Below are 11965 nucleotides of genomic sequence, written 5' to 3'. Positions count from 1 at the left end.
TATTGGACGCCCACCGTGCGCCACCGCAGGCTCGCAGAGGACGGTTTCGTCCGACTGGGCGCGAGGAGGTGGGGTCATGGCCGCTCCGGCCGCGGCAACCGTGCGCGACGCGAACCGCTACCGGCCTCCGGCGGTCACGGGCCTCGTCGATCTCCTCGACCGGCAGGTGCGCGAACGGCCGTACGCCCGTGCCCTCGTCGTCGGCGGAGAGCGGGTGCACCTGTCCTACCGGGCTCTTGCGACGCTCGCGGACGACGTGGCGTCCCGTCTCATCCGCACGGGGCTGCGCCGCGGCGACGCGGTCGGCCTGATCTGCGCCAACACCGCGGAGTTCGTCGTCGCGCTGCTCGGCGCGGCGCGCGCCGGTCTGGTGGTCGCGCCGCTGGATCCCGCGCTGCCCGGGTCCCAACTCTCGGCGCGGCTGGAGGCGTTGGGTGCACGGGCGGTGCTCCTCGGTCCGGCCGCGACCGGCGTCCCGCTGCCCGTGCCGGCGTGGCCCTTGCGGGTGGACGCCTCCCGCGCGGGCACGGCGGCGGTCGTGCTGGAGCCGGACATCCTCGCCACGCCCCAAGTCCGTGGTGCCGCAGGCGAGTTGTCGGGCGGCGACGCCCTCGTCCTGTTCACCGCCGGCACCACCGACCGGGCGAAGATGGTCCCGCTGACCCACGCCAACGTGGCCGCGTCCATCCAGACCATCTGCGCCACCTATGAGTTGGGCCCAGGTGACGCGACGGTCGCCGTGATGCCGTTCTTTCACGGCCACGGGTTGTTCGCGGCACTGCTCGCCTCCCTGGCCAGTGGGGGCTGCGTCCTGCTGCCGGAACGGGGACGGTTCTCGGCGGGCACGTTCTGGGACGACATGCGGGCCGCCGCGGCCACCTGGTTCACCGCGGTCCCGACCATCCACGAGATCCTCCTGGACCGGTCGGAGAGGGAGTACCCGGGGCCGCAGGCTCCGCCACTGAAGTTCGTGCGCAGTTGCAGCGCACCCCTCAACAGCGCGACACAGCGGGCGCTGGAGCGCACATTCGGCGCGCCGCTGCTGTCCGCCTACGGAATGACCGAGTCCACGCACCAGGCGACCAGCGAACCGCTGCCCCAGCGGGGAGCGCTGAAGCAGGGGTCGGTCGGCCGGGCGACCGGGGTCGAGGTCCGGGTCGTCGACCGGAGCGGGCGTCCGTGTCCGGCGGGAGTGGAGGGCGAGGTGTGGGTGCACGGTCCCACCGTCGCCCGCGGCTATCTCGCCGACCGGGACGGGACGTCGTACACCTTCGTCGACGGGTGGCTGCACACCGGTGACCTGGGCACGCTCGACGAGGACGGGTATCTGTCGCTGACCGGGCGGATCAAGAACCTCATCAACCGCGGCGGCGAGAAGATCTCCCCCGAGTATGTCGAGGACATCCTGGCCGGCTGCCCGGGGGTGGCCGAGGCGGCCGTTTTCGCCGTGCCCGACGCGATGTACGGGCATCGGGTCGGTGCTGCCGTGGTGGTGCGCGAGGGCGAGAGCATCGGGACGGAGGAGATCCTTCAGTATTGCCGCGACCACCTGGCCGCGTTCGAGGTGCCGGACCGGCTCGAACTGGTCGCCGCGCTGCCGCACACCGCGAAGGGGGGCTTGGACAGGAAGGGGGTGCAGGCTAGGTATGGCAGCGCCCCATACGCCCCATAGGGGCGCGGGGAACTGCGCGACCAGCCCCCACCGGCCCGCGCCAGAACGAACCGCCCAACCACCGGAGCGCTACCGCACGGTAGGAAGCGGCCCGTCGAAGAAGTCGTCCAGCGACAACCCCGTGGCCGCGTTGACGAACGCCCGGGCGGCAACCGAACCGGGGGTTCCCGCATGGATCGCCACCGAGACCTGGGCCCCGGCCTCCGGGTCGACCAGCGGCAGCGCTCTCGTCCGGCCGATCACCGGCATCGCGCGCAGCCAGGTGTTCGGCACGATGCTCGCCCACCCACCGCCACCCACGTGCGCGTAGAGGGACGCGATGGAGTCCGTCTCCACCTGCGGCGTCACCACGTATCCCTTCTCCGCGAACACGGTGTCTACAATCTGCCGGATCCGCATATCGGGGGTGAGTAGCGCGAGCGGCAGCTGGGCCGCGTCCGCCCAGGTCATGGTGGAGGCCTGTGACGTCAGCTGGTCGTCGGACACCAGCAGCATGTACCGCTCCTGGTACAGGGGAACGACCTGGAGGCCTTCCTGGTCGCCCGGGTCGAAGTGGGCGATCGCCACGTCCAGTTCGAAGTCGCGCAGCTGGCGGTGGAGTTCCTTCGTCGACAGCCGGGAGCGGACCTGCACCTTGGCCAGCGGGTGCGCCGCGCAGAAGGCGGCCACGGGCAGCGCCAGGGTCGTCGAGGCCGTGGGGTCCGTGCCGAGCCGCAGCGTTCCGGTGATGCCCGACTGCACGGCGGCCACCTCGGCCTTGAACGCGTCCTGCTCGGCGAGGATCCGCTTGGCCCACACCACAAGGCGTTCGCCCTCCGGGGTGAGGCCCTGGTAGTTGTGCCCGCGGTTGATCAGCGTGACGTTCAGCTCGCGCTCCAGCTTGGCGATCGCCGCCGAGAGCGCGGGCTGGGACACGTAGCAGGATTCCGCCGCCCGGGCGAAGTGCCGCTCCCTCGCCACCGCCACGAAGTATTCGAGCTGCCTGAACAGCATGAACGACTCCCTTCGAGCGAGGCTCCCGCGATCTTCGTCCGAGCATACGGAACTGAGGCGCGCGGGTCAGCGCAGCAGGCTCACGGCTGCCACCACCAGGGGGTCGAGACCGTCGGCTCCGGCGTCGACGAACTCGTACAGCCTGGTCCGCATGCGCGGGTCCCAGAACCTGCCGATGTGTCCCGCGATCTCCTCGGCGGCCCGCTCCCCCGGCAGGTGGCCGAGGTTCGCGGCGATGTCGTTCGCCATCCTGAGCTCGGACGGCACGGTCGCTGTCATCTCAGTCCACCACCGTGACGAGGTCGTTCTCGGTGACTTCGGTGTCGGTGTGCCGGTCCGGGCGCGCGAGGGCGACCTGTACGGCGGTCACCTTGTACTCCGGGCAGTTGGTGGCCCAGTCGGAGTTCTCGGTGGTCACGACGTTGGCGCCGGTGACCGGGTGGTGGAAGGTGGTGTACACGACCCCGGTCGGCATCCGGTCGGAGATCTCGGCGCGCAGGGTCGTCTGCCCGACGCGGCTGGCCAGGGTGACCATGTCGCCGTCGGTGATGCCGCGGTCCTCGGCGTCGTGGGGGTGCAGTTCCAGGATGTCCTCGGGGTGCCAGGCGACGTTGCCGGTACGGCGGGTCTGCGCGCCGACGTTGTACTGGCTGAGGATGCGTCCCGTGGTGAGGACCAGCGGGAAGCGGCGGGTGCTGCGTTCGTTCGTCGGGACGTACGAGGTGACCACGAACCTGCCCTTGCCTCGGACGAATTCGTCCACGTGCATGATGGGCGTCCCCTCCGGAGCCCGCTCGTTGCACGGCCACTGGACGCTGCCGAGCTTGTCCAGCACCTCGAAGGACACCCCGGTGAACGTCGGTGTGACGGAGGCGATTTCATCCATGATCTGGCTCGGATGGTCGTACGCCATCGCATAACCCATCGCGGTGGCGATCTCGCTGACGATCTGCCACTCGTGCTTGCCCGTCTTCGGTTTCATCACCGCGCGCACGCGGTTGATGCGGCGTTCGGCGTTGGTGAAGGTGCCGTCCTTCTCCAGGAAGGACGCGCCGGGCAGGAAGACGTGCGCGAACTTGGCCGTCTCGTTGAGGAACAGGTCCTGTACGACGACCAGTTCCATCGCTTCGAGTGCGGCGGTGACGTGCTTGAGGTTCGGGTCGGACTGGGCGATGTCCTCGCCGTGGACGAACAGGCCGCGGAAGGTGCCGTCGATCGCCGCGTCGAACATATTCGGTATACGAAGTCCCGGCTCGGAGAGGATCGTTCCACCCCAGAGGTTCTCGAACACGGTACGTACGGCGTCGTCGGAGACGTGCCGGTAGCCGGGCAGCTCGTGCGGGAACGAGCCCATGTCGCAGGAGCCCTGTACGTTGTTCTGGCCGCGCAGGGGGTTGACGCCGACGCCGTCGCGACCGATGTTGCCGCAGGCCATCGCGAGGTTGGCCATTCCCATGACCATGGTCGAGCCCTGGCTGTGCTCGGTGACGCCGAGGCCGTAGTAGATGGCTCCGTTGGGTGCCTCGGCGTACAGCCTTGCCGCGGCCCGGAGTTCCTCGGCCGGGACGCCGGTGATCTCTTCCACCGCCTCGGGGCTGTTCTCCGGGCGGGCGATGAACTCCGCCCAGTCGTCGAAGCCTTCACACCTGGCGTCCACGAAGGACCTGTCGACCAGGCCTTCGGTGACGACCACGTGCGCCATGGCATTGACGACGGCGACGTTGGTGCTCGGCCTGAGCTGGAGGTGGTGCTGGGCCTCGATGTGCGGCGAGCGCACCAGGTCGATACGGCGCGGGTCCACGACGATCAACTTCGCGCCCTCGCGCAGCCGGCGCTTCATCCGGGAGGCGAACACCGGGTGTCCGTCGGTGGGGTTGGCACCGATCACCACGATCACGTCGGCCTCGGCCACCGAACGGAAGTCCTGGGTGCCGGCCGACTCGCCGAAAGTCTGCTTGAGGCCGTATCCCGTCGGGGAGTGGCAGACCCGGGCGCAGGTGTCGACGTTGTTGTTGCCGAAAGCCGCGCGCACCATCTTCTGTACGACGTAGACCTCTTCGTTGGTGCAGCGCGAGGAGGTGATGGCGCCGACCGCACTCGATCCGTGCCGGTCCTGGATCTCGCGCATGCGGCGGGCGACCGTGCCGATCGCCTCGTCCCATTCGACCTCGCGCCACGGGTCGGTGATCCGCTCGCGGACCATGGGCTTGAGAACCCGGTCGGGGTGGGTGGCGTAGCCGAAGGCGAAGCGGCCCTTCACACAGGAGTGACCCTCGTTCGCGCCGCCGTCCTTGTACGGCACCATGCGCACGAGTTCGTCGCCGCGCAACTCGGCCTTGAAGGAGCAGCCGACTCCGCAGTACGCACAGGTGGTCACAACTGACCTGGTGGGCATGCCGAGTTCGACGACCGACTTCTCCTGGAGGGTCGACGTCGGGCAGGCCTGCACGCAGGCCCCGCAGGAGACGCACTCGGAGTCCATGAAGGTCTCGCCGGCGCCCGGCGAGACCTTGGATTCGAAGCCGCGCCCCTCGATGGTCAGCGCGAACGTACCCTGCACCTCGCCACAGGCCCGCACGCAGCGGGAGCAGGCGATGCACTTGGACGGGTCGAAGTCGAAGTAGGGGTTCGAGGTGTCCTTCTCGGCGTCGAGGTGGTTCTCGCCCTCGTAGCCGTACCGGACCTGGCGGAGCCCCACCACGCCTGCCATGTCCTGGAGTTCGCAGTCGCCGTTGGCGGGGCAGGTGAGGCAGTCCAGCGGGTGGTCGGAGATGTAGAGCTCCATGACGCCCTGGCGGAGCTTCTCCACCTTCGGGGTCTGGGTGCTCACCTTCATTCCGTCGGCGCACGGTGTGGTGCAGGACGCGGGGGTGCCGCGCCGGCCGTCGATCTCCACCACGCACAGCCGGCAGGAGCCGAACGCCTCCAGGCTGTCGGTGGCGCACAGTTTGGGTATCTCGACGCCGGCCTGCGCGGCCGCGCGCATCACCGACGTGCCCTCCGGGACGGTCACCGGAAGGCCGTCCACCTCCACTGACACCGTTGCCGGTCCGGGCCGTTCCGGGGTTCCGAAGTCGGGTTCCTTGAGAAGTGTCATGCCGTTCCCTCCGTCCTCACGCCGTTCGCTCGTACGGGTTGGATCCCCTGTACGGGTTGGATCTCCAGGAGTTGACGGCCGCCGTGGAAGTCGTCGGGGAAGTGGGCGAGGGCGCTGCGGACGGGCATCGGTGTCAGCCCGCCCATCGCGCACAGCGAACCCTCGGTCATCAGGTCGCACAGGTCTTCGAGGAGGGCCAGGTTCTCGTCCCGGTGTGTGCCGGTCACGATCTTGTCGATGACCTCGACGCCGCGTACCGAACCGACCCTGCACGGTGTGCACTTGCCGCAGGACTCCTCGGCGCAGAACTCCATCGCGAAGCGCGCCTGGGCGGCCATGTCGACGGTGTCGTCGAAGACGACGATGCCGCCGTGCCCGACCATCGCACCGGCCGCCGCGAACGCCTCGTAGTCCATCGGCAGGTCGAACATCGACTCCGGCAGATACGCCCCCAGCGGCCCGCCGACCTGCACGGTGCGTACCGGGCGCCCGGAGTGGGTCCCGCCGCCGTACTCCTCGATGAGTTCGCGCAGGGTGATTCCGAAGGCGGTCTCCACGATGCCTCCGCGCGCGATGTTGCCGCCGAGCTGGAACACCTGGGTGCCTCGGGAGCGTTCGACGCCGAGTTCCTGGTACGCCTTCGCGCCCTCGGCTAGGACGACGGGCACGGTGGCCAGGGTGAGGACGTTGTTCACCACGGTGGGTTTGCCGAACAGGCCCTCGATCGCGGGGATCGGCGGCTTCGCGCGGACCATACCCCGCTTGCCCTCCAGGCTCTCCAGCATGGAGGTCTCCTCGCCGCAGATGTACGCGCCGGCGCCGACGCGGACATGCAGGTCGAAGTCGAGCGCGGAGCCGAGGATGCCCTTGCCGAGCCAGCCGTGCTCACGTGCGATGACGATCGCCGCGCGCATCGTGGCGATCGCGTCCGGGTATTCGGAGCGAATGTAGAAGTAGCCCTCGCTCGCGCCGACCGCGTGCGCGGCGATCGTCATGCCCTCGATGAGCATGAACGGGTCGCCCTCCATGACCATCCGGTCGGCGAAGGTCCCGCTGTCGCCCTCGTCGGCATTGCAGCAGACGAACTTCAGCTCGTCTGCGCACTCCAGCACGGTCTTCCACTTGATGCCGGCGGGGAATCCTGCGCCGCCCCGGCCGCGCAGTCCGGAGGCGGTGACCTCCGTGACCACGTCGGCGGGGGCGAGTCGGAGGGCGGCGCGCAGGCCTGCGAGGCCGCCGTGCGCCTCGTAGTCCTCCGTGGACAGGGGGTCGGTGACGCCGACTCTGGCGAAGGTGACGCGGTTCTGGCGGGCCAGCCAGGGCAGTTCGTCGACCATGCCGAGCCGCAGTGGGTGGTCTGCCCCGTCCAGCATCCCTGCGGCCAGGAGTCCGTCCACGTCCTCGGGTGCCACCGGCCCGTAGCCGACGCGGCCCTGCGGGGTCACGACCTCGACCATCGGCTCCAGCCACAGCATGCCGCGCGATCCGTTGCGTACGACGTCGATGGCGAAGTCCCCGCGGCGGGAGGCATCTTGGAGTGCCTGCGCGACCTCGTCCGCGCCGACGGACTTCGCGGCCGAGTCGCGGGGGACGTAGACCGTTGCCGTGGAGTGCGATGTGTTGTTCACGAGGTGGTTCATGAGGAGACCGTCCCGTTGAGGATCGAGCCCAGTCGGGCGGGGCCGACGCGTCCGTACAGCCTGCCGTTCGCCTCCACCGACGGGCCGAGTGCGCAGTTGCCGAGGCAGAAGACCTGCTCGACGGTGACCGAACCGTCCGCCGTCGTCTCCCCCAGGGTCAGTCCGGCCTCGCGGGCGTAGCCCACCAGGCGCTCGGCGCCCAGGGCCTGGCACGCCTCGGCTCGGCAGATACGCACGGTGGACCGTCCCGCGGGCTCGCGACGGAAGTCGTGGTAGAAGGTCACCACTCCGTGGACGTCCGCGCGGGAGATGTTGAGCTCGTCGGCCAGCACCGGGATCGCCTCCTGCGGCACATGACCCAACTCCGCCTGAAGGGCGTGCAGTACGGGCAGCAGCGCACCGCGTTGGCCCCGGTGCCGGGCCACCACACTCCGGACCACGCTCTCGACCGTCACGTCACTCCCGCTGGTCGTCATGATCGCTTCGCCTTCCGTCACACGGGTCCCCGGCGAGGGTTGCAGGAGACTGAAACAATACCCCATACAGGCTTCTGTATACAGAACTCAATCGAGAAAGGTACACCCAGAAGGACGCCCATCAGGACCTCGAGGCCGACTGCACACGCCATCCTGCATACCAAAACCTGTATGCTGACGCCGCCGTCGGCAACCCCTCGGCGGCCACCACTTGGCAAAGCCGCCGCCTTCCGAGGCCCGGCGGCAGAACGGACAACCATGCGCGAGGCACTCACGGCCGCAGCGTCCCGGCGCGTCACCCGCCCGGCACCTCTGCGTCAGGCCGTGTACGACGCCCTCACCGAGCTGATCATCAACGGTTCGCTCAAGCCCGGCCAGCACCTGGTCGAGGCCGAACTCGCCGAGCACCTCGGTGTCAGCCGGCAACCGGTCCGTGAGGCCCTCCAGCGCCTGCAGACCTCCGGCTGGGTCGATCTGCGGCCCGCCCAGGGAGCCTTCGTGCACTCCCCCACCGAGGAGGAGGCCGCCCAACTCCTCGGCGTCCGCTCGGTACTGGAAACCTACTCGGCCCAGCTCGCCGCCCAGAACGCGAAGCCCGAGGACGTCACACGTCTTGACGAACTTCAGCTCGAAGGTGTTGCCGCTCTCGCCGACGGCAACATCGAACGCCTGGTCGCGGCCAACACCGCCCTGCACGACTACATCATCGCCATGGCCGACAACGCCGTACTGGCGGAGCTGATCGCCCAGGTCGGCCAGAAGGTGCGCTGGTACTACACCCCCATCGCCAAGCCCCGCGGCAAGGAAGCCTGGAACGAGCACACCCAGCTCATCAAAGCCATCGCCAAGGGCGACGCGGACCGCGCGGGCGAGATCATGCGCAAGCACACCGAGCGCACCACAGACTTCTACCGCAGGCAGATCGCCGCCAGGGCGAGCCAGGACTGACACCTCCGGGGCGCGATTCAGGACGACGCGAGGGAGCCGGCGTGGCGGCGGGCCGCTCCGACGGAGACGTCGACGGCCGGAGGCCTCAGTGCGCCGGCACCGGCGGCCCGCAGTTCGAGCAGCCACGGCAGGACCGTGCGCAGCACGGTGTCGAGCCCGGTGCCGTCCCCGCCGAGCATCGCGTCGGCGGGCACGAGCACCGGGTCGGCGAGCACCGTGGACGTCGCACTGCCGCCCGGCCCCACGCCGCCGGGCCTGGCCGGGACGAACAGGTCCGGAGCGTGCGCCGGAACCACCCACAGAGTCAGACCGTCCGGTGCGGCGAGCGGCCGGGAGGACCAGACATAACTGTCGGCCTCTCCCGCCGCGACCACCTGGTTCTTACGACCACGCAGTGCGGCCACGTCACCGGATCGGGCGGCGGTGGAACGTGGCACGAGGAGTTGGTCCTGCGTCGGCTGCCGATCGGCGCCGCCCTGCGCCGCCACCCCGCCCACATCCATCTCCTTCTCCTTCTCCGTCTCCGTCCCCGTCTCGGCGAGAGCGAGGCTGCTGAGGTGACGTCCGGCGGCGATCTCGCCGCGTACCCAGGGGCTGCCGTACGACTCGATGACGGCGACCGCCGTGTAGTGGGACTGGAGCACGGCCGCCGTCGCCGGGCAGACGCGCGCTGTTCGGGCCACGACCTCGACGGCTTCCGGCAACCCCCGTCCGCCGCCGCCGAATTCGGTGCAGACGGTGAGCCCCAACAGTCCGGCACGGCCGAGGGCCGTCACCGCGCCACGGGGGAACCTGCCCTCGATGCCGGTCGCTTCGGCGGCGGGTTCGATGACACTGGTCAGGACTTCTGAGAGAGCGGTGCGGTACGACACGGGGTGACCCCCTCGGGAACGGCTTCTGGTCCACTGCCAGGGCGATGACTGCATACAGTATTCTGCATCCAGCTTCAGACGCCAGAGGGGGAACCAGGCGAATTCCACGACTTCGCAACGAGGGCCGCGCGGCAGTGGCTATTGCATACTAAACTCAGTATTCCGTAGCCGATCATTGGCAACGACGGCTTGGCGTCAGCGCTCGAACGACGGAGAGAGGGCCCATGCCCGACACACCCACCGTGGCAGCCCGCGGCCCGATCAGTCGGCCCGCCCCACTGCGCCAGGCCGTCTACGACGCCCTGACCGAACTGATCATCAATGGCTCGCTCAAACCGGGCCAGCACCTCGTAGAGGCCGAACTCGCCGAGCAGCTCGGCGTCAGCCGCCAGCCGATACGCGAGGCGCTGCAACGGCTCCACACTGCCGGCTGGGTCGACCTGCGCCCCTCTCAGGGCGCCTTCGTCCACTCCCCCACCACGGAGGAGTGCGCCCAGCTCCTCAGCGTCCGGGGGCTCCTCGAAACCCATTCCGCGCGCGGCGCCGCCCTGCACGCCACTCCCCACGACGTGGCCCGGCTGTGGGAACTCCAGCAGACCGGCCTCACCGCTCTCGCGGCCTGCGACGCACGGGCCATCGTGGAGGCCAACGCCGCCCTCCACACCCACATCACCCGCCTCTCCCGCAACGCGGTCCTCGCCGAACTCATCCCCCAGGTCGACCGACGCGTGCGCTGGTACTACATGCCGATCGCCAAACCACGCGGTCAGGACGCCTGGAGCGAGCATGCCCGCATCATCGAGGCCATCGCCGACGGCGACCCCGAACGCGCGGAGGAGCTCATGCGCCGGCACACGCGGAACACCACCGACTTCTACTGCCGGCAGATCGCCGCGGTGACCGGCCGGAGCGTCTGACGCGCGGGCGGGGCCGGGGCGTCGGCTCAGGACTGCGGGTCGATCTCCCGCAGCAGCCCGGTGGTCACGTCGAACACGAAGCCCCGCACGTCATCGGGGTGCGGCAGGAACGGCGAGGTGCGCACCCGCTGCATCGACTGCCGTACGTCCTGGTCGACGTCCCGGAAGGCCTCCACCGCCCAGGCGGGGCGCTGGCCGACCTCCATCTCCAGTTCGTGCCGGAAGTCCTCGGTCAGGGTTTGCAGACCGCAGCCGGTGTGGTGGATGAGTATGACGCTGCGGGTGCCGAGCGCACGCTGGCTGATCGTCAGGGAGCGGATCGTGTCGTCGGTGACGACTCCGCCCGCGTTGCGGACGGTGTGGCAGTCGCCCAGTTCCAGGCCGAGCGCCGCGTGCAGGTCGATACGGGCGTCCATGCAGGCCACGACGGCCACACGCAGGACGGGGCGAGCGCCCATACCCGGGTCGACGAATCCGGCGGCGTAGGCGCGGTTGGCTTCCACGAGCCGGTCGGTGACCGTCCCGGCGACGGGTGCGGATCGGGTGGGCTGGACGAAACGGGATGCTGGAGTCGACATGCTGGGCTACCTCACTCCGGTCGGGTTCGAGACGCGTACCAGGCCTTACGTGTGCGTTGCTTGCAGTCGGACCACGACGCCTTTCGACGTGGGGGTGTCGCTGATGTCGGCCACGCTGCCCAAGGGCACGAGGACGTTGGTCTCGGGGTAATAGGCCGCGGCCGAACCGGGAGTTGTCGGGCAGGCGGCCACCCGGAACCTCTCCGCCCGTCGTTCCACCCCGTCGCTCCACACGCTCACCAGGTCCACCACGCTGCGGTCAGCGAGCCCGAACGCCTCCAGGTCGACGGGGTTGACGGGGTTGACGGGGTTGACGAGGACGATCCGGCGGGCGTTGCTGGTTGAGCCAGTAGTCGGGCTTCTCGCCGAGTTCCGCGACGGAGTGCTCCCGGAAGAAGTCCGCGGTGACGCGGCGCGAGGTCGCCTCGTCGTTGAGGTGCTTGGCGCCGTTCTCGCAGTACTCGTTCTTCGCCCGCTCGCCCGGCGCGGGGCCGGTGGCCCAGGTCTGGGGTGGGGTGACCTCCAGGCCGTCTTCCGCCGGGTCTTCGATGGTGCTCATGGTCTGGCCCCTGCGCCTTTCTGCCGCTCTCGCGCGTGCGGCGGATCCGACGCCGTGACCGCTTCGAGATCAGCTTCGGCCGGGCCGCGAGCGGTGGTCAAAGACAGAACAACTTCCAGTTGATAGACGGCGCCTATCAAGCGGTCAGATCACGCCCTGCGCCTTGAGCTGGGCCAACTCGTCGTGGGGGATACCGAGTTCACCGAGAAGGAT

The 11965-nt window shown here is 69.5% G+C and carries 11 protein-coding genes and 1 pseudogene; 3 read left to right on the top strand and 9 right to left on the bottom strand.

Annotated features, from left to right (window positions below):
* Positions 1–76 precede the first annotated feature (76 nt).
* On the top strand, positions 77–1672 hold the full coding sequence (locus KCH87_RS20545; protein WP_210587641.1) for a FadD7 family fatty acid--CoA ligase: 1596 nt from the start codon (positions 77–79) through the stop codon (positions 1670–1672).
* A gap of 69 nt (positions 1673–1741) precedes the next feature.
* Here the strand turns inward: KCH87_RS20545 and KCH87_RS20540 are convergent, their stop codons facing one another.
* From KCH87_RS20540 to KCH87_RS20520, 5 genes are all read right to left on the bottom strand, one after another.
* Entirely contained in the window at positions 1742–2665 is a 924-nt protein-coding gene (locus KCH87_RS20540; RefSeq protein ID WP_210587640.1) for a LysR family transcriptional regulator, read from the bottom strand.
* Positions 2666–2731: 66 nt separating this feature from the next.
* Positions 2732–2944 (bottom strand): formate dehydrogenase subunit delta, encoded by a 213-nt coding sequence (locus KCH87_RS20535; RefSeq protein WP_247196522.1) that lies wholly within the window; start codon positions 2942–2944, stop codon positions 2732–2734.
* 1 nt (position 2945) lies between these two features.
* Positions 2946–5762 carry a formate dehydrogenase subunit alpha gene (fdhF, locus tag KCH87_RS20530; protein ID WP_210587639.1) on the bottom strand — a complete coding sequence of 939 codons (2817 nt, stop codon included), beginning with the start codon at positions 5760–5762 and terminating at the stop codon, positions 2946–2948.
* A complete protein-coding gene (locus KCH87_RS20525) occupies positions 5759–7402 on the bottom strand; it encodes an NADH-quinone oxidoreductase subunit NuoF (protein ID WP_247196521.1) in 1644 nt (547 codons plus the stop codon). The genes fdhF and KCH87_RS20525 overlap by 4 nt, the downstream gene beginning before the upstream one ends.
* Complete coding sequence (locus KCH87_RS20520; RefSeq protein WP_210587638.1) at positions 7399–7878, bottom strand: NAD(P)H-dependent oxidoreductase subunit E; 480 nt, start codon at positions 7876–7878, stop codon at positions 7399–7401. The genes KCH87_RS20525 and KCH87_RS20520 overlap by 4 nt, the downstream gene beginning before the upstream one ends.
* Positions 7879–8136: 258 nt before the next feature.
* Here KCH87_RS20520 and KCH87_RS20515 point away from each other — a divergent pair, with 258 nt between their 5' ends.
* Positions 8137–8826 (top strand): GntR family transcriptional regulator, encoded by a 690-nt coding sequence (locus KCH87_RS20515; protein ID WP_210587637.1) that lies wholly within the window; start codon positions 8137–8139, stop codon positions 8824–8826.
* Positions 8827–8843: 17 nt separating this feature from the next.
* On the opposite strand, the gene KCH87_RS20510 is transcribed toward KCH87_RS20515, so the two are convergent.
* Entirely contained in the window at positions 8844–9698 is an 855-nt protein-coding gene (locus KCH87_RS20510) for an acyl-CoA dehydrogenase family protein (RefSeq protein ID WP_210587636.1), read from the bottom strand.
* Positions 9699–9922: 224 nt separating this feature from the next.
* On the opposite strand from KCH87_RS20510, the gene KCH87_RS20505 reads away from it, so the two are divergent.
* Complete coding sequence (locus KCH87_RS20505) at positions 9923–10615, top strand: GntR family transcriptional regulator (RefSeq protein WP_210587635.1); 693 nt, start codon at positions 9923–9925, stop codon at positions 10613–10615.
* A gap of 26 nt (positions 10616–10641) precedes the next feature.
* On the opposite strand, the gene KCH87_RS20500 is transcribed toward KCH87_RS20505, so the two are convergent.
* From KCH87_RS20500 to KCH87_RS20490, 3 genes and pseudogenes are all read right to left on the bottom strand, one after another.
* On the bottom strand, positions 10642–11193 hold the full coding sequence (locus KCH87_RS20500; protein WP_210587634.1) for a carbonic anhydrase: 552 nt from the start codon (positions 11191–11193) through the stop codon (positions 10642–10644).
* Between the two features lie 45 nt (positions 11194–11238).
* Positions 11239–11526, bottom strand: a pseudogene (locus tag KCH87_RS20495) (hypothetical protein); the annotation flags it as partial.
* Positions 11453–11752 (bottom strand): hypothetical protein, encoded by a 300-nt coding sequence (locus tag KCH87_RS20490; protein WP_210587633.1) that lies wholly within the window; start codon positions 11750–11752, stop codon positions 11453–11455. The pseudogene KCH87_RS20495 and the gene KCH87_RS20490, both read right to left, overlap by 74 nt.
* Between the last annotated feature and the right edge of the window lie 213 nt (positions 11753–11965).

This window comes from Streptomyces sp. GESEQ-35, assembly GCF_017948485.1.
GTDB lineage: Bacteria > Actinomycetota > Actinomycetes > Streptomycetales > Streptomycetaceae > Streptomyces.
This window is presented reverse-complemented; position numbering and strand designations above follow the sequence as displayed.